Annotated in this window: 19 protein-coding genes; 6 read left to right on the top strand and 13 right to left on the bottom strand. The window is 52.4% G+C overall.

The window, feature by feature from the left end; genetic code table 11:
• Nucleotides 1-3: 3 nt before the first annotated feature.
• Together argJ and mutT are read left to right on the top strand one after the other, a co-directional pair.
• Nucleotides 4-1,233, top strand: a complete 1,230-nt coding sequence (gene argJ, locus ACTG3X_RS09125; RefSeq protein ID WP_439110943.1) for a bifunctional glutamate N-acetyltransferase/amino-acid acetyltransferase ArgJ — start codon at nt 4-6, stop codon at nt 1,231-1,233.
• On the top strand, nt 1,230-1,628 hold the full coding sequence (gene mutT / locus ACTG3X_RS09120; protein ID WP_439110942.1) for an 8-oxo-dGTP diphosphatase MutT: 399 nt from the start codon (nt 1,230-1,232) through the stop codon (nt 1,626-1,628). The genes argJ and mutT overlap by 4 nt, the downstream gene beginning before the upstream one ends.
• A gap of 259 nt (nt 1,629-1,887) precedes the next feature.
• On the opposite strand, the gene infB is transcribed toward mutT, so the two are convergent.
• The 5 genes from infB to pip form a co-directional block, all read right to left on the bottom strand.
• The gene (gene infB, locus ACTG3X_RS09115; RefSeq protein WP_439110941.1) at nt 1,888-4,374 is read right to left on the bottom strand and encodes a translation initiation factor IF-2; all 2,487 of its coding nucleotides are present in this window, start codon (nt 4,372-4,374) and stop codon (nt 1,888-1,890) included.
• A 9-nt stretch (nt 4,375-4,383) separates the two neighbouring features.
• On the bottom strand, nt 4,384-5,004 hold the full coding sequence (locus ACTG3X_RS09110; RefSeq protein ID WP_439110940.1) for an RNA-binding protein: 621 nt from the start codon (nt 5,002-5,004) through the stop codon (nt 4,384-4,386).
• Between the two features lie 12 nt (nt 5,005-5,016).
• Complete coding sequence (gene nusA / locus ACTG3X_RS09105) at nt 5,017-6,624, bottom strand: transcription termination factor NusA (RefSeq protein ID WP_439110939.1); 1,608 nt, start codon at nt 6,622-6,624, stop codon at nt 5,017-5,019.
• On the bottom strand, nt 6,625-7,200 hold the full coding sequence (gene rimP / locus ACTG3X_RS09100) for a ribosome maturation factor RimP (protein WP_439110938.1): 576 nt from the start codon (nt 7,198-7,200) through the stop codon (nt 6,625-6,627). It lies immediately after the preceding gene.
• A 128-nt stretch (nt 7,201-7,328) separates the two neighbouring features.
• The gene (gene pip / locus ACTG3X_RS09095; protein ID WP_439110937.1) at nt 7,329-8,303 is read right to left on the bottom strand and encodes a prolyl aminopeptidase; all 975 of its coding nucleotides are present in this window, start codon (nt 8,301-8,303) and stop codon (nt 7,329-7,331) included.
• Between the two features lie 44 nt (nt 8,304-8,347).
• On the opposite strand from pip, the gene ubiG reads away from it, so the two are divergent.
• Nucleotides 8,348-9,094, top strand: coding sequence for a bifunctional 2-polyprenyl-6-hydroxyphenol methylase/3-demethylubiquinol 3-O-methyltransferase UbiG (gene ubiG / locus ACTG3X_RS09090; protein ID WP_439110936.1), 747 nt, complete (start codon nt 8,348-8,350; stop codon nt 9,092-9,094).
• Here ubiG and ACTG3X_RS09085 read toward each other — a convergent pair whose 3' ends face one another.
• Genes ACTG3X_RS09085 through ACTG3X_RS09070 form a run of 4 tightly spaced genes read right to left on the bottom strand, consistent with a single transcriptional unit; the run spans nt 9,095 to nt 11,392 of the window.
• A complete protein-coding gene (locus tag ACTG3X_RS09085; RefSeq protein ID WP_439110935.1) occupies nt 9,095-9,538 on the bottom strand; it encodes a MarR family winged helix-turn-helix transcriptional regulator in 444 nt (147 codons plus the stop codon).
• Nucleotides 9,535-10,368 carry a carbon-nitrogen hydrolase family protein gene (locus tag ACTG3X_RS09080; protein WP_439110934.1) on the bottom strand — a complete coding sequence of 278 codons (834 nt, stop codon included), beginning with the start codon at nt 10,366-10,368 and terminating at the stop codon, nt 9,535-9,537. Before ACTG3X_RS09080 ends, ACTG3X_RS09085 begins: the two co-directional genes overlap by 4 nt.
• Nucleotides 10,368-10,628 (bottom strand): glutaredoxin 3, encoded by a 261-nt coding sequence (grxC, locus tag ACTG3X_RS09075; protein ID WP_439110933.1) that lies wholly within the window; start codon nt 10,626-10,628, stop codon nt 10,368-10,370. The genes ACTG3X_RS09080 and grxC overlap by 1 nt, the downstream gene beginning before the upstream one ends.
• Nucleotides 10,629-10,660: 32 nt before the next feature.
• A complete protein-coding gene (locus ACTG3X_RS09070) occupies nt 10,661-11,392 on the bottom strand; it encodes a double zinc ribbon domain-containing protein (RefSeq protein WP_439110932.1) in 732 nt (243 codons plus the stop codon).
• Between the two features lie 50 nt (nt 11,393-11,442).
• On the opposite strand from ACTG3X_RS09070, the gene ACTG3X_RS09065 reads away from it, so the two are divergent.
• Together ACTG3X_RS09065 and hemH are read left to right on the top strand one after the other, a co-directional pair.
• Nucleotides 11,443-12,255, top strand: coding sequence for an SAM-dependent methyltransferase (locus ACTG3X_RS09065; RefSeq protein WP_439110931.1), 813 nt, complete (start codon nt 11,443-11,445; stop codon nt 12,253-12,255).
• Nucleotides 12,256-13,314, top strand: coding sequence for a ferrochelatase (hemH, locus tag ACTG3X_RS09060; RefSeq protein WP_439110930.1), 1,059 nt, complete (start codon nt 12,256-12,258; stop codon nt 13,312-13,314).
• A gap of 72 nt (nt 13,315-13,386) precedes the next feature.
• Here the strand turns inward: hemH and ACTG3X_RS09055 are convergent, their stop codons facing one another.
• Both ACTG3X_RS09055 and ACTG3X_RS09050 read right to left on the bottom strand, forming a co-directional pair.
• Nucleotides 13,387-13,566 (bottom strand): hypothetical protein, encoded by a 180-nt coding sequence (locus tag ACTG3X_RS09055; protein WP_439110929.1) that lies wholly within the window; start codon nt 13,564-13,566, stop codon nt 13,387-13,389.
• Nucleotides 13,567-13,700: 134 nt separating this feature from the next.
• Complete coding sequence (locus tag ACTG3X_RS09050) at nt 13,701-14,306, bottom strand: L,D-transpeptidase (RefSeq protein WP_439110928.1); 606 nt, start codon at nt 14,304-14,306, stop codon at nt 13,701-13,703.
• 158 nt (nt 14,307-14,464) lie between these two features.
• Here ACTG3X_RS09050 and ACTG3X_RS09045 point away from each other — a divergent pair, with 158 nt between their 5' ends.
• On the top strand, nt 14,465-14,977 hold the full coding sequence (locus ACTG3X_RS09045; RefSeq protein ID WP_439110927.1) for a CAP domain-containing protein: 513 nt from the start codon (nt 14,465-14,467) through the stop codon (nt 14,975-14,977).
• Between the two features lie 15 nt (nt 14,978-14,992).
• On the opposite strand, the gene ACTG3X_RS09040 is transcribed toward ACTG3X_RS09045, so the two are convergent.
• Both ACTG3X_RS09040 and ACTG3X_RS09035 read right to left on the bottom strand, forming a co-directional pair.
• Nucleotides 14,993-15,490 (bottom strand): L,D-transpeptidase family protein, encoded by a 498-nt coding sequence (locus ACTG3X_RS09040; RefSeq protein WP_439110926.1) that lies wholly within the window; start codon nt 15,488-15,490, stop codon nt 14,993-14,995.
• A gap of 67 nt (nt 15,491-15,557) precedes the next feature.
• The gene (locus ACTG3X_RS09035; protein WP_439110925.1) at nt 15,558-15,878 is read right to left on the bottom strand and encodes an Hpt domain-containing protein; all 321 of its coding nucleotides are present in this window, start codon (nt 15,876-15,878) and stop codon (nt 15,558-15,560) included.
• Nucleotides 15,879-15,928: the final 50 nt, after the last annotated feature.

Raw genomic sequence — 15,928 nt, 5'->3', positions numbered from 1 at the left:
CCCATGGCCAAGATCACTAAAGTTTCTCCTCTCGCGCCTGCTTCTTTTCCGGAGCTTCCTGCCATTGAAGGTGTCAAATTTGCGACGGCAGCCGCTGGCGTGAAATATGAGGCTCGTACAGATGTGATGCTCGCATCACTGTGCGAGGGCGCAGCCGTTGCTGGCGTGTTTACGCGCTCATCAACGCGCTCGGCAGCGGTGCTGGACTGCCAAAGCAAGATCGGTGGCGACGCATCGGGAGGTGCGGCCATTCTTGTGAACTCCGGGAACTCAAATGCGTTCACTGGCGCAGTTGGTCAAGCATCTGTGGATGCGATATCGTCGGCCACGGCAGCAGCGTTGGGCCTTGAGCAGAGCCGCGTTTTTACCTCCTCGACAGGTGTAATCGGTGAACGCTTGCCACACGGCAAAATCGTTGATGCCTTGGGCGGTTTGGCAGGGTCTCTGTCAGAGACGAGCATCTCTGATGCGGCCAAAGCTATCATGACAACCGATACTTTTCCCAAAGGAGCGAGTGCCAGCTACGATGTGGCAGGAAAGACTGTCAATATTGCAGGAATAGCCAAAGGCTCGGGCATGATTGCGCCCGACATGGCCACTATGCTGGTGTATCTCTTCACTGATGTAGCGATCAGCCAGGCCGATTTGCAGGCTGTTCTCTCGGAGCTGACAGACTCCACTTTCAACTCCATTACAGTAGATAGTGATACATCCACATCTGATACATTGCTGCTCTGTGCGACAGGCAAGAGCGGTGTCGCTGCTGATCAGCACGACATTGCATTCAAAGATGCATTGCGATCTGTCATGCTCGATCTGGCGCATCAGGTTGTGCGGGATGGTGAAGGCGCGACAAAGTTTATCGAGATTCGCGTAACAGGCGCAAAAAGTAACGCCGATGCGCGCGTTCACGCGTTATCCATCGCAAATTCGCCGCTCGTGAAAACGGCCATCGCAGGGGAAGACCCGAATTGGGGCCGCATTGTCATGGCGATTGGCAAATCTGGGGCCTACGCTGACCGTGACAAACTTTCGATTATGTTCGGGAGTGTTTTGGTGGCTGAGAAAGGTTGGGTTAATCCTGACTATCGTGAAGAAGATGCAGCCGCACTTATGAAAGAGCAGGAAATTTTGATTACAGTGGATCTGGGCTTGGAGCAGGGTAGCAGCACAGTTTGGACATGCGACCTGACCCATGGGTACATCGAAATTAACGCGGATTATCGATCATGAAGGTGGTGCTTGTTTCTGCTGTCGCGCTTTTAGACAAAGACAACCGCGTTTTGCTCGCGCAGAGGCCCGAGGGCAAGTCAATGGCCGGGCTTTGGGAGTTTCCCGGGGGCAAAATCGAACCGGGCGAGACCCCCGAAACAGCCTTGGTTCGTGAGCTGCATGAAGAGCTTGGGATTGAGACCTGGAACAGCTGTCTTGCACCGTTGACGTTTGCTTCCCACAGCTACGAGGACTTCCATTTGCTCATGCCGCTGTTTGTTTGTCGCAAATGGAACGGAATCTTGACGGCGCGCGAGGGCCAGACTTTATCGTGGGTTCAGCCTGCAAAGTTGAAAGACTATCCCATGCCAGCAGCCGACATTCCACTGATCCCGATCTTGCGAGATTGGCTGTAACTATCTTTTACACATTTGCCAGAAAGCCTGAGTCTCTGCTTTGAGTTAACTACGAGTTAACTGGAGTGGTCAACATGTGCACAATCATGCTTGGAACCGCAGTATTCGTTCAAGGTTCGTTTGTGGAAGCTCTTTCCAACGGGCAGGTGACCGTGTCTGTAGGCCAAAAATTGTTCTCAGGAATACCTGTGACATCAATAAAATGAAAAAGGCCGGCAGTGAAAACTGCCAGCCTTTTTATCTTTAGATAGCCTAAAGGTTAGTCGAGATTGCGCTCGATTTCCTCACGCTCAAAGATCTCGATCACGTCGCCTGGGCGAACATCGTCATAGGCTTCAAATGCCATACCACACTCTTGACCAGACTGAACTTCGGCAACTTCATCTTTGAAGCGCTTGAGTGTCTTGAGTGTGCCTTCGTGGATCACAACGTTGTCGCGGAGCAGTCGTACGCCAGCACTGCGGCGTGCGACACCTTCGGTCACAAGACAACCAGCAACTTTGCCAACACCTGTGACTTTGAAGACTTCACGAATTTCGGCATAGCCGATGAACTTCTCGCGAATCTCTGCAGATAGAAGGCCACTGGCGGCTTGCTTCACATCATCAACGAGGTCGTAAATTACGGAGTAGTACCGAATTTCGACACCCTTTTGGTTTGCGCTGTTACGTGCAGGCGCATTGGCGCGCACGTTGAAGCCAAACACGGGTGCGCCTGATGCTTCCGCCAGGCCGATGTCGCTTTCTGTGATCGCACCAACGCCAGAGTGGAGAACCCGCACGCGGACCTCATCGTTACCGATTTTCTCCAGAGCTTGCACAATTGCTTCAGCCGAGCCTTGAACGTCGGCTTTCATGATAACAGGCATCTCGGTGACGTTCTTGTCTTCCTTGGCCTTGGCCATAAGCTGTTCAAGTGTCGTCGCTGCGCCAGCCGTTGCGCGTTTTTCTTTCGCGGCTTTCTCACGATATTCAGCAATTTCGCGCGCTTGCGCATCCGAGCTCACGACATTCAACACGTCGCCCGCTTCTGGCGTACCGTTCAGGCCGAGGACTTCGACCGGTACAGATGGGCCAGCTTCTTTAATGCGTTCGCCCTTGTCGTTGATAAGAGCACGGACCTTACCGTACTGCTCACCGACAACAAAGATATCGCCTTGGCGCAAGGTGCCCTTTTGCACGAGCACTGTCGCGACAGGCCCACGGCCCACATCAAGCTGAGCCTCGATAACAGCACCTTCTGCGGCGCGATCAGGGTTGGCTTTCAGTTCGAGAATTTCGGCTTGAAGTGCGATCGCTTCGAGAAGCTCGTCCAAACCTTGGCCGGTAATCGCTGAAACTTCGACATCCTGCACATCGCCCGACATTTTTTCGACGACGACCTCATGCTGAAGCAAATCGGTACGAACTTTATCGGGGTTGGCTGCAGGCTTGTCGATTTTGTTGATCGCAACGATCATCGGAACCTTTGCCGCTTTGGCGTGGTTGATCGCTTCAATCGTCTGCGGCATCACAGCGTCGTCGGCAGCAACTACAAGCACAACAATATCTGTGACCTGAGCACCGCGTGAGCGCATCGATGTAAAGGCTGCGTGGCCGGGCGTATCAAGGAAGGAAAGCAGCGCGCCGCTATCTGTTTTAACTTGATAAGCGCCAATATGCTGCGTGATCCCACCAGCTTCGCCGGCAACAACTTTCGCGTCCCGAATTGCATCGAGAAGTGATGTTTTACCGTGGTCAACGTGACCCATGATGGTGATCACGGGTGGACGTGTCTTCAGGTCTGCAGGATCCTCGGCAACCTCTTTGATGACATCTTCAACGTCGGCATCGGACACGCGTGTCACCTTGTGGCCGAACTCTTCAATGATGAGCTCTGCTGTATCGGCATCAATTGTCTGGTTCTGTGTAACCATCATGCCCATGTTCATTAGTGATTTCACAACTGCTGCTACACGCTCAGCCATACGGTTGGCGAGCTCACTGACAGTAATCGCTTCTGGCAGTTGTACTTCGCGGACAATCTTCTCACGGTCAGCGCTTTGGCCCATCGCCTTTTGACGTGCGCGTTCTTGCTGTCGCTTCATGGCGGCCATAGAGCGCTGACGCCCACCTTCACCACCAGAGAGAGCTTGGTTCAGTGTCAGTTTGCCACTGCGGCGGCTTTCGTCTCCACGGGTCTTGGCCGTTTTGGTGCGGTCATCGCGTTCTTTTTCAGTTTTGCGACGGTCTGTAAGAGGCTTGGCTGCAGTGCGTCCAGGCTCTGCGGCTGCTGCAGGGGCTGGCGCGGCTGTTGCGCGCTTGGCTGTTTCTTCCGCTTCGCGCTTTTTACGCTCGTCGTCTTCAGCCTTGGCACGAGCCCGCTCTTCGCGCTCTTTCTCTTCACGTTCTTTTTCTTCAGCTTCTTGCCGGCGGCGCATGCGCTCTTCTTCGCGCTGCTTTTCTTCGGCAACACGTTGCTGCTCTTCTTCTACTTCACGCGACTTTGCAGCCTGAACAGCCTTCAAGCGGCGGTCCATTTCTGCATCCGAAATTCCGCCTGGGCGGTTGCTCGGCGCTGTGCTCAGCTTTTTGTCGCCAGCACCTTGGCTTGACGTCGTTACAGTAGGCTTGGGAACGACAACGCGTTTGCGCTTCGTTTCAACTACGACATTCTTGGTGCGGCCATGACTGAAGCTTTGCTTTACATTGCCAGACCGCGGGCCGCTGCGGAGACCAAGTGTCTTTTTGCCGTCGTTATCGCTCATTCGATATACTCATCCTTTCATGCGCCCGTCGGGCGCGGCGGGCCGGAAGCCCTCTAATCTTGTTGCTTCCTCTATAACACGTGAGGCCAAACCTCCAGCATCTAAGGCCGCATGAACTGCGAATTCTCGCCCGAAGGCTGCCCCAAGCTCTTTGCGTGTGAGGCATTCAAATGTTTTTCCGTCGCCCCAGAGTCGAATTTTCGACTTTTCACGCGGTGAGCCATCGCTCGCTTGAAACAAGACTTGGGCCCGCTCGCTCGTGGCCCAGTCTTTAACTTTGGTTGAGCCTGTTACGGCACCACCAGATTTTCGAGCTAGACCTAACAGGCTGATGAGCCGTTTTACCAGCACAGTTTCAACCCAGTCGGTAAGCCCTTCGGGAACAGTCACCTGCGTTTTTGCCGAGCGGCTAAACAGGTTTTTCTGCGCCGCCTGCGCAAGTGCTTCTTTTGTTGCGCTTACCCAGATGCCGCGCCCGGGAAGCTTCCCTGCGACATCAAAGGCCAAAGTCTGATCTGGGCCGATGACAAACCTTAGAAGCTGTGCCTTGGGGCGCAGCTCTGTAGTTGCGATGCATTTGCGCACCGCATCTTCAGAGTCTTTGCCTTTTTTAACAGCTTCCAATGTCATCTAAACCCTGACTCACATCGCTTCATCTTCGTCTTCGACGGCGTCTTCTTCGACTGCGAGCTCTGCAGGGTCGATCCAGCCAAGCTGTACGCGTGCTGTCATAACGAGGTCTTGAGCCTGTTCGAGAGTGATGTCGTATGGCTCGAGAATACCTTCATCTTTGACGCGCTCGCCATCGATTGTTGTCCAGCCACCAGCAAGCTCCCAGTCAGCGCATGTTGCAAAGTCTTCAAGCGTTTTGACATCGTCTTTGGCAAGTGCCTCAAGCATCTGGGGAGTCATCTCGCCAAACTCTGCAAGGCTGTCTTCAAGACCAAGCGCGCGGGCGTTATCCATAGCTGCCTTTGCATCGGCTTCCAGAATGTCACGGGCACGAGCTTGGAGCTCTTCAGCTGTGTCATCATCTACACCGTCAATCACAAGCAGCTCGTCTTTTTCGACATAGGCTACTTCTTCAAGCGTCGTAAAGCCTTCTGAAACCAGAAGCTGTGCGAAGAATTCGTCAAGGTCGAGCTTGTCCATGAACAGTTTCGTGCGAAGCTCAAACTCGCGCTGGCGGCGCTCAGATTCGTCCGCTTCCGTCATGATCTCGATTTCAAGTCCTGTCAGCTGTGAGGCAAGACGGACGTTTTGACCGCGGCGACCAATTGCAAGGCTCAACTGCTCGTCAGGTACGACAACTTCGATGCGTTCGGCTTCTTCATCCAGAACAACCTTGGAAACTTCTGCGGGCTGCAGCGCGTTCACGAGGAATGTTGGAACGTCTTCATTCCAAGGAATGATATCGATTTTTTCGCCTTGCAGTTCGTTTACAACAGCCTGAACACGGCTACCGCGCATACCAACGCATGCGCCGACGGGGTCGATGCTGTTGTCAAACGAAATTACCGCGATCTTGGCGCGCGAACCGGGGTCGCGAGCTACGGCTTTGATCTCGATAATGCCTTCGTAGATTTCGGGCACTTCCATCTTGAACAGCTCGGCCATGAATTCAGGCGCTGTGCGGCTCAAGAAAATCTGTGGGCCGCGCTGTTCGCGACGCACATCTTTGATGTAGCAGCGAATGCGGTCATTGGGGCGATAGCTTTCGCGGCCAATTTTTTCATTTCGGCGCAGGATTGCTTCGCCACTGCCCACATCGACGATTACGTTGCCGTACTCTTCGCGCTTAACAACGCCGTTGATGATCGTGCCTGCGCGGTCTTTGAACTGCTCAAACTGACGCTCGCGCTCAGCTTCGCGGACTTTTTGCAAGATAACCTGTTTGGCGCTCTGTGCTGCAATACGACCCATTTCAACAGGGGGCACTTCTTCAACGAAGGTGTCACCGACCTTAGGATCATCAAGATAGAGCTTCGCCTGTTCGGCCGTCATCTCGGCCTGATAGTTTTCAAGCTCGGCTTCGTCGACAACGGTGCGAACACGTGTGAATGTGGCTTTGCCTGTCTTGCGGTCAATCGCAACGCGAATGTCCATCTCGGCACCATAGCGGCTTTTGGCTGCGCGCGCGAGGCTCTCTTCCATGGCTTCAATCACAAGCCCGGGATCGATCATTTTTTCGCGGGCCACGGCCTCGGCTGTTTGCAAAAGCTCAAGCTGGTTGGCTGATGTAATTGCCATTTATGCGTCCTCCTCAGACTCAGGCGATTCTTCAATATCTACTTCTTCACCGTCAGCATATGCGCCGGCGGCTTTGCGTTGCCGCAACATTTCTTTGATGAGTTCGTCGGTCATGATGAGCTTGGCTTCTACAAGCCATTCAAATTTCAAACCAATCGTTCCCTGATCGATTGTCAGCAGAACTTCGTCATCTTCAACACCCGCAAGCTCTCCACGAAAGCGCTTTTGGCCGTCAATCATTTCTGCTGTTTCGACTTTGGCTTCAAAGCCCTCAAATGTCTCAAAATCTTTGAGGCGCGTCAGCGGGCGGTCAATGCCCGGGCTGGAGACTTCGAGAGTGTATTCTTCTTCGAGGGGGTCTTCGACATCAAGAAGCGCGCTCACAGCGTTCGAGATAGCACCACAGTCATCTACTTCAATGCCACCTTCAGGCCGTTCAGCCATGATCTGCAGAAGGGGGATTTCACCACTTTGCAGCCGAAGACGAACCAGTTCAAAGCCCATGTCTTCAATGACGGGCGTAATCAGTTCGGCCATACGCCTGTCTTGGGCCGTCTTAGCAATCAGATTCGACATTTCACTTCGCTCAAACAAAAAAGCGGACCGTGCGGCCCGCTGAATTTCTCGGTGGTGCGCTGGTTATCAGCACGCCGCTGTTGAATGGTGTCTAGTGTGAATGCTCAGGAGATGCAAGGCCGAATCGGTCAGGGCTGCAGGGCGATATCATCCATGATCTCTGCGAGAGCTGCGCTAATGCGCGGTTCCGACAAAGCATGCCCAGACAGCCCTACTATTTGCAGTTCTGCATTGGAGAGGGCCGAGGCCAGATCATGGGCTGAAACGGGCGGACAGATCATATCATAGCGCCCCTGCACGATCTTTGTTGGGATGTGGTCGATTTTGGAGGTGTTCTCCAGAATGAAATTATCCGCCTCCAAGAATAGATTATTATGAAAGTAGTGGTTCTCAAGTCGTGCAAAGGCGCGGCAGAAGGCGTCGTTTGGCACATAAAATGCCCCTTCTGATTGGATCGATGCAAGTGTGTTTTCCCAAGCTGTCCAAGCTTGAGCGCAGCGCAAGGCTTCGCCGTCATCGCTGCCAAAGAGACGTTTGTGATAGGCTTCAATCAGATTTGTGTGTTCGCCTTTGGGGATCGGTGCAAGAAATCGATGCCAAACATCTGGCCAAAAAGCACCAGCACCACCGCCATAGAACCAGTCAAGCTCGCGCTGTCTGCCCAAAAACACGCCTCGCAATGTCAGCGACTTTGTGGGCTCAGGGTGTGTGATTGCATAGAGAAGCGAAAGTGTTGCCCCCCAGCTCCCACCAAACACATGCCAGCTTTCAATTCCCAATTCAGCACGAATAGTCTCAATGTCGCGTACTAAGTGCCATGTGGTGTTGTTCTCAACCGCAGCAAAAGGCTTGCTGCGCCCGCAGCCGCGCTGATCAAACATGATGATGCGGTAGTGCTTCGGGTTAAAGAATCGGCGCATGGCAGGGCTGCAGCCGCCACCGGGGCCGCCATGAAGTACAACAACAGGTACGCCTGAAGCATTGCCTGATTGTTCAACATAGAGCGTATGCCCTTCCCCTGCGTCGATCATCCGCCTATCAAACGGCTCAACCGAAGGATACAGTCGCGCTCGGACACTTTTTTCATCTGCGGATTCGTGCATGCCGTATCTTTCCAGACGCATCAGAGCAAGTTGAGGGCCAGACCATGCAAGATCAGACCAGAACAGTTGACCCGACCGAGCTCGCCAAGTTTGAAGCGATGGCTGCTGAATGGTGGGACCCAAACGGCAAGTTTCGCCCGCTGCACCTGATGAACCCGTGCCGGCTTGACTATATTACGAAGCAAATCGCCACAGAGTTCAATCGCAATTTGGCTGACCCCAAGCCGTTTGAGGGGCTGCGCATCATTGATATTGGTTGTGGCGGCGGGCTTTTGAGCGAGCCGCTCACACGTCTTGGAGCCGATGTTTTGGGCGCAGATGCGTCCGAGCGCAACATTACTGTGGCAAAGCTCCACGCTGAACAAGAGGGCTTACAAATTGACTATCGTGCTGTGACGGCGGAAGCGCTGGCTGATGCGGGGGAGCGGTTTGACATCGTGGTCAATATGGAAGTGGTTGAGCATGTCGCCGACCCGCAAGACTACCTTGATGAATGCGCCAACCTCCTCAAGGCGGGCGGCCTGCACATTTGTTCTACCATCAACCGTAACGCCAAGAGTTTCGCTATGGCGATTGTTGGGGCTGAATATGTGATGCGCTGGCTACCAAAAGGAACGCACGAATGGAGTAAGTTTATCACGCCAGATGAGTTGTTTGCCTTTATCGAAAGAACGGGCATGGAGCCTGTTGATCGTAAGGGCTTTGTCTTTAATCCGATCAGCTGGAGCTGGAAAATATCGGATCGGGACTTGAGTGTGAACTACGTGACAGCAGCAAAAAAGCCAGACTGATCAATCGTTTGTTTCAAGCTTAAGTCGCATATCGCGCAGGACGGGTAGTGCCGCTCGAATACTGTCTGAGCCCTTTTCGTCAACCAGCGTTTTGATGATCGGTTCAATGGCAGAGAGTGCGGCATCTCTTGCCTGCCGCCCAGCGGGGCTAATTGCCACCATTTTACGCCGCGCATCGTCCCAATCAGGGCGGATATGAACGTAACCCGCCCATTCAAGTTTGTTGAGCGTGTTTGTCATTGCCCCTTTGGTGACATGAAATGTCTTCGCCAGTTGGGCGGGTGTTTTCTCTGTGTTGGTATAGGCAAGGTGCGTTAGCACTGAGAAATGCGAAATTTCCATGCCCGCTGGCAGGACCCGTGTCAGCTTGTTTCGCAAAAGCTGGTCTGTTGCCAAAATTTCGCTGATCAGGGCGATGGCGAGAGAACTTTGTTTGTTGTTCACTGTGGCGCCTCAAATTTACTTTGCTGTGTGAGCGATCCGATCCTGTCGCGAGCATTTTTAACGTTTTCCAGGTCAAGGTTGAAATAGCTGACGCCAACATCCGTGCCAGCATCGACTAGCACGTCACCCCAAGGCGAAACTGCCAATGAGTGGCCATATGTGCGGCGCTCTTTGCCATTTTTTGCGTAGTGAAATCCTGTTTGAGCAGGCGCAATGACATATGCGCCGTTCTCTATCGCCCGTGCACGCAGCAGCGCATGCCAGTGCGCTTTGCCTGTCGTTTCGGCAAAGGCGGCAGGTATTGTCAAAATTTCCGCGCCAGCTTGAGCGAGTGTGCGGAACAGATGAGGAAATCGTAGATCATAGCAAATGCTCATTCCAATTTTGCCGAAATTGGTAGCTGCCAAAATAGCTTTGTCGCCACGCTCGTAAGTGGCGCTTTCTCGGTAGCTTTCACCCTCGGAGATATCGACATCAAACATATGAATTTTGTCGTATCTGGCGACGATTGCGCCTTGGGGGTCGATCAGGACAGACCGATTGGCAAACTTTCCATCTATTTCGTTGCTCTTTACGCCTAGTGAGCCAATCAGTATCCAGACTTGCGATTGCGTTGCGATTTCGCGCATGCGAGCAAGAAACGGATCAGATTCTTCATAGCTCAACGCTTCAAGCAAGATGCTTTTGGATGGCGCTATGCAGTTTGATACCTCTGGTGTCAGGATGAATTTGGCCCCTTGAGCCACCGCCCCAATCACAAGTGCTTCGCATGCTGCAAGGTTTGCTGCAGGGTCTTCTGTGGAGGTCATTTGCACAAGGGCCGTTTTCATCAGGCCTTTCCCAGTAGTGCGTCCAGCTTGCCTGCGTTGTCGAGTGCTGCAATGTCGTCATAGCCACCAATCCCAACACCTTCGATGAAAATTTGCGGTACCGTGCGGGCTCCGTTGGCGCGTTCGATCATCTCAGGTTTCAGCTTCGCGTTGGTCAATACGTTGTATTCTGTGTAGCTTACGCCTTTTTTGTCCAAGAGCCGTTTGGCTGCGTGGCAAAATCCGCAAAGCGGAGATGAGTAGATTTCGACTTGTTTCATGTTGCCCTCAAAATGGTGTGTTGAGGCGGAACCTAGTCATTCTTTGTCGCGCGCGCCAGAAAAACTGCCCTTACGCTTGCGACATTATGCGAAAGGCATGCCTCTGCTGCGGCGCCAAGTGTCGATCCTGTTGTCATGACGTCATCGACAAGTACGATGTGTCGCCCGCTCATCTGTTCGACCAATTTGTGTTGTACTTTGATAGCACCCAACAAGTGGGCCTGTCGCTCTGCGCGGTTGAGTCCTATCAAAGGGGGCGTGCGCTTGGTGCGCTTTAAAAGTGCTGGCATATGCTGAAACTGCCCCTTCTTCGCTAAGCTCGCTGAAAGGAGTTCGGACTGGTTGTACTTGCGCTTGAAAAGTCGTGTCCAATGCAGTGGGACGGGGACAATAACAGGATTTTCGGGGAGGATTGGCTCCAGAGCCTTCAAAAGCCATGGCCCAGCAGCTGTCGCGATTTCGGCGCGATCTGCGTATTTTAGCTGCCAGACCAATTTTCTGGCTTCACCTTGATACAGAAAGGTTGCGCGTGCGGCAGTCCAGTTTCTGGGTGTTTGGATGCAGGCGTCGCAGAGCTCTTCTTGCAGCGATGCCCCAGGAAGTGGGCCGCCACATGTGTTGCAAACCAGCCCGGCAATAAAGTTGGAGCCGAGCCAGCATTTTGAGCAAAGTCCTGCCTCACCTTCGACAGGGGTTCCACAGCTGAGACAAGTTGTCGGGTAAACAGTACCAACAAGTGTTTGAATCCCCGCGCGCCAGCCCATATTCCTACCCTATGACAAACCGAAACCTTCACACAGATCGCGACGCGCTGATGCGGCAGCGACAGCGTGCAAATATCGCTGAAGCCGACTTCGCACATGCCGCCGCAATTGATGAGGTCGAGTATCGACTAGGTTTGGTTAACAGAGCGTTTACCAAGCCTCTGTTGGTTGCTGGAAGCAGCGCGCTATGGTGTTCCGCATTTCCTGAATTTGAAACAATCACAGACGAAGAGACGCTTGCCTGTGCGCTGCGCGGTCATGATCTTGTCGTACATGCGATGTCGCTGCATTGGGCAAACGATGTCGTTGGCCAGCTTATTCAGGCCCGCAATGCATTGCAGCCCGACGGTTTGTTTGTGGGCTGTATGTTTGGGGGTGAAACCCTTCAAGAGTTGCGTAAGTCGTTGAGTGAGGCTGAAATACGGCTGACCGGGGGGCTGAGCCCGCGTGTTGCGATGGCGGCCGAAGTCCGTGATCTCGGTCAGTTAATGCAGCGCGCAGGATTTGCTTTACCTGTTGCAGACAAAATCACACTGACTGCGAGCTACGAGAGCATTTTTCATCTGGCTCATGATCTGAGGCGTATGGGAGAGACAAACGCTTTGGCTTTGCGCAAACGAAGTTTTGAGAAGAAAGAGATGTTTCGCGTTGCTGATGAAATCTACAAGGAACACTTTTCAGATGAGGCGGGTCGTATTGTGGCGACCTTTGAGCTTGTATTCCTCACTGGCTGGACACCTCATGAAAGCCAGCAGAAGCCTTTGCGACCGGGCTCTGCGGAAACCCGTCTAGCTGATGCCTTGAAAACCGATGAGATAAGACTGCCCGAAACAAACATGTTTAAACAGAGTGGTGATGACTAAATGCTGAAAACGACCCAAGCCAAATATGATACGAGCGATTTGCCAGCCGAACACCCACAGGTGAAAAAACCAAAGATTGGTGTGCTTATGGCCAACTTGGGGACGCCTGATAACTATGATTATTGGTCTATGCGGCGCTACCTTAACGAGTTTCTTTCAGACCGTCGTGTGATTGATTATTCCCCATGGCTATGGCAGCCGCTCTTGCAATTGATTATTCTCACCAAGCGCCCTTTCACGAGTGGTGCAGCTTATAAATCCATCTGGAACGAAGAGCAGGGCGAAAGCCCATTGATGACGATCACCAAAGAACAAACCGCGGCTGTTCGGGATATGATCCAGAAGGAATACGGCGGAGAAGTCCTTGTTGATTTCTGTATGCGCTACGGCAATCCGTCGACAGAAAGTAAAGTCGCTGAGATGATCGAACAGGGCTGTGACAGAGTTTTGTTCTTCTCTCTCTATCCACAATATGCAGGCGCGACGATGGCTACGGCCAATGACCAGTTTTTTCGCGCAGTCATGAAAGAAACATGGCAGCCATCTGTGCGTACGGTTGCACGCTATTTTGACGATACACGCTATATCGAGGCTCTTGCGCGCTCGATCGAAGCATCTGTCGAGAAGATGGAGCACCGCCCGGAAACTCTGGTTGTTTCATACCACGGTATGCCCAAGCGCTATTTGCTACAGGGCGACCCCTATCATTGCCAATGCCAGAAAACGACGCGGCTTTTACGCGAGCGTCTTGGGTGGACTGACATTGATATTGTCACCACATTCCAGTCTGTCTTTGGGCCCGAAGAGTGGCTCAAGCCCTATACTGTCGAGGAAGTGGCGCGTTTAGCGGAAGAAGACGGGAAAAAGCGGATTGCAGTTGTTGCTCCAGCGTTTTCGGCTGATTGCATCGAGACTCTTGAGGAGATCAACGAAGAAATCAAAGAAGCTTTTGAAGAGGCCGGGGGAGAAGTGTTTGAGTACATTCCTTGCCTCAATGCAGGCGAAGAGCACGTCGCGTTTCTCGTTGATTTGATCAAAGAGAATATTCACGGCTGGTAATTTGGCATCCAAAACAAAAAACGGCAGCGCAAGGCTGCCGTTTCTTTATCTTCTTCCCTAAGGAAGAAAAACTTAGCTTGCTGCTGCTGCCGCTACTGCGATCAGAAGAAGAAGTGGGATAGCCATGCCACCTGAAGAGCCAGCGGCTTCTTCAACGATAACTGGCGCTTCGATGATTGGGTCTGACATGTTGCCAGCTGAAGCAGCAGAGGCAGCAGCAGCAAATGCAGTCGCGAGTACGAGTTTCTTCATTTTTTCCTCCAGAAATTGAAAACATGGCGAAAACCATGTCCCAAGATTTGTTATGTATGCGTGTCATAAGCAGTATTTTAGGGGTTTTGCAAACTTATAGTGGCGGACACTTGTGTAAGAACGCCTCTATATCGTCAAATTAGCAACACTTGAGTGCCTACTTTTGTCAGATCAAAGAGCTCTGCGATATGCTCGTTGTACAGTCCGATACATCCATTTGACGAACGTCGACCAATCTTTCGAGTGTCGTGTGTGCCGTGAATTCGGTAATAGGTCCATGAAAGGTAAAGTGCGTGTGTGCCTAGGGGGTTGTCTGGCCCTGGGCCAACAAACTCGGGCCACTCGGGGTTGCGCTTGCGCATTGACGGCGTCGGCCGCCAGCTTGGCCCCTCGACTTTTTGTGTCACCGACGTGCGGCCAAGTCGTGTCAGATCTTCTGTCAGCGGAACGCTGGTTGGATAAAGTTTGTAGATAGATTGATCTTCCGACCAAAAGTGCAGCGCGCGTGACGTTGTATCGACAAGACAGGCGCCATTTTTGAGGTTCGTGAAATATGGTTCCCAGCTCAATGTGCGGAAACTTGAAACATTGCGGCGCACAACTTCGCTTAAGTCGCGCTCGACTTCGACAGTCTCTTCTCCGTTAACAGAGGTCGTTTGGGCTAGAGCTGGCGCTGCCAAAAGTGAGGTGGAGCCTGCGAGAAAACCTCTACGGCTCAGGTGGTTTTTAAACTGGGACATCGGACTTTCTCCGGTAAAAGAATAGCAATTTCTATATGCTGCTTGAGCTTTGCCCGCAATTCAAACCTTTGTAATAAGCAATGAAAGGCATAACTGCGTTTGATTGATCTGCGATTCAGCGCTAAAGCAAAGAGCGAATTCTCTTGGAAAGGGGCGTCATGCGCTTTTTTGTTTCTCTTATTGTATCTGTTGTGCTGCTTGCAGGATGTTCTATCGGCACCACAACGCCGCAGCTTGGCGCTGATGGTAAGCCTCTGCCAAAGCTGTACCGAATTTCCAACAATGCCTCTGGCAAAATTCAATTTCGAATTTTGGACTCGGTCAATTCTTTGCGTCAGGCTGCTGGCGCACCAAGTGTCGAGCTGAACGCTCAGCTGAATGCAGCGGCAGCGACTCACTCACGTGATATGTCGGCGCAAAATCGCCCATGGCACTTTGGATCAGACGGATCATCGCCGATTGATCGTGTCGCGCGGAGCGGATACGCGGGCGACCTGGTAGGTGAGCTGATTTCAGAAACCTATGAGACCGAGCTGGAAACACTTGGTGCCTGGATGCAGGAGCCTGCGACACGGGCAATCTTGTTGGATAAGCGGGCCACCAATATCGGTTTTAATTGGTATCAGGAAAGCACGGGTAAGATTTGGTGGACGTTGGTGATGGGCGGTTAAAGCCTATCACGAAGCTTACTTCTGGATGGAGATGGGCGTTCCATTGCGGACCATTGAATAAATCTCTTCCATCTGCCGATCTGTCACGGCGATGCACCCGGCTGTCCAGTCTCTCTTGCCATCACGATACTTCTTGGGCCGGCCGTGGATGAAAATATCTCCACCGGGGCTTTTGCCAAGCGCGTGGGCGCGGGCGATGTCGTCTTTATCGGGGTATGAGATGCCAATGGAGAGGTGAAATTGGCTGTTTGGGTTGCGGCGATCAATCAGGTAGTTGCCTTCTGGTGTGCGCCCGTCACCCTCGATGGCTTTATGCCCAAGAGGGTCAAAGCCAAGATGGACTTTGTAACTTTTTAGTACGTCTGAGCCGTTTAAAAGGTAAAGCTTCCTATCTTCTTTCATGACAACCACCTGTGTCACGGGTGGTCCATCGTAGCTGCGAAATTTTGAAGAAGAACATCCAGCCAAGCAGAGTAATGCCAGAAGTGCGCTGAGAAGTGTCTGTGCCCGCATTTTATCAGCTCTTTTCTTGTTTTAGAGCTGATTAGCAGAGTTGAGCTCTACCTGCATAGCATTTCGTTCAGATTTTGGTGCAGTTCTCTAGAAATTTTTCTTTGGAGGCGGCGTAGGAGGCTTGTACATCTGCCAAGTCGATGAACTCGGCCCTGTTATCAGCTGCCATTTTCTCGCCAGCGTGGCATTTCTCAGAAAACTCCTGAAACCCAAGGTTCAGTGCGCTGCCTTTTAGAAAGTGCATACTCGCGCCCAGCTCTGAAGTCGGCTTGTCGGAAAGCTCCGCAAGCTCAGTTTCGACCTCCTCAAGGAAGACTTCAATAATCTCATTGAAGTCTTCAGCGCCGATGTCGTCGCGCAGTTCTCGTACCTTGTCCCAGTTGATCATTTTTAAGATCCCAGTTTGTCCTCCTATACTTTAGCGTTAGGAGGTTAAGA

This window comes from Lentibacter sp., from assembly GCF_965658795.1.
GTDB lineage: Bacteria > Pseudomonadota > Alphaproteobacteria > Rhodobacterales > Rhodobacteraceae > Lentibacter.
The sequence above is the reverse complement of the archived record's forward strand: the minus strand, read 5'-3'. Positions and strand labels throughout refer to the sequence as shown.

Coding starts and splice junctions, on each gene's coding strand:
- ubiG (WP_439110936.1), top strand. CDS start 8,348: ATGCAAGATCAGACCAGAACAGTTGACCCGACCGAGCTCGCCAAGTTT.
- pip (WP_439110937.1), bottom strand. CDS start 8,303: ATGCACGAATCCGCAGATGAAAAAAGTGTCCGAGCGCGACTGTATCCT.
- ACTG3X_RS09045 (WP_439110927.1), top strand. CDS start 14,465: ATGCGCTTTTTTGTTTCTCTTATTGTATCTGTTGTGCTGCTTGCAGGA.
- grxC (WP_439110933.1), bottom strand. CDS start 10,628: ATGAAACAAGTCGAAATCTACTCATCTCCGCTTTGCGGATTTTGCCAC.
- ACTG3X_RS09080 (WP_439110934.1), bottom strand. CDS start 10,368: ATGAAAACGGCCCTTGTGCAAATGACCTCCACAGAAGACCCTGCAGCA.
- nusA (WP_439110939.1), bottom strand. CDS start 6,624: ATGGCAATTACATCAGCCAACCAGCTTGAGCTTTTGCAAACAGCCGAG.
- ACTG3X_RS09065 (WP_439110931.1), top strand. CDS start 11,443: ATGCGGCAGCGACAGCGTGCAAATATCGCTGAAGCCGACTTCGCACAT.
- ACTG3X_RS09040 (WP_439110926.1), bottom strand. CDS start 15,490: ATGCGGGCACAGACACTTCTCAGCGCACTTCTGGCATTACTCTGCTTG.
- ACTG3X_RS09055 (WP_439110929.1), bottom strand. CDS start 13,566: ATGAAGAAACTCGTACTCGCGACTGCATTTGCTGCTGCTGCCTCTGCT.
- infB (WP_439110941.1), bottom strand. CDS start 4,374: ATGAGCGATAACGACGGCAAAAAGACACTTGGTCTCCGCAGCGGCCCG.
- mutT (WP_439110942.1), top strand. CDS start 1,230: ATGAAGGTGGTGCTTGTTTCTGCTGTCGCGCTTTTAGACAAAGACAAC.
- ACTG3X_RS09110 (WP_439110940.1), bottom strand. CDS start 5,004: ATGACATTGGAAGCTGTTAAAAAAGGCAAAGACTCTGAAGATGCGGTG.
- ACTG3X_RS09070 (WP_439110932.1), bottom strand. CDS start 11,392: ATGGGCTGGCGCGCGGGGATTCAAACACTTGTTGGTACTGTTTACCCG.
- hemH (WP_439110930.1), top strand. CDS start 12,256: ATGCTGAAAACGACCCAAGCCAAATATGATACGAGCGATTTGCCAGCC.
- rimP (WP_439110938.1), bottom strand. CDS start 7,200: ATGTCGAATCTGATTGCTAAGACGGCCCAAGACAGGCGTATGGCCGAA.
- argJ (WP_439110943.1), top strand. CDS start 4: ATGGCCAAGATCACTAAAGTTTCTCCTCTCGCGCCTGCTTCTTTTCCG.
- ACTG3X_RS09035 (WP_439110925.1), bottom strand. CDS start 15,878: ATGATCAACTGGGACAAGGTACGAGAACTGCGCGACGACATCGGCGCT.
- ACTG3X_RS09050 (WP_439110928.1), bottom strand. CDS start 14,306: ATGTCCCAGTTTAAAAACCACCTGAGCCGTAGAGGTTTTCTCGCAGGC.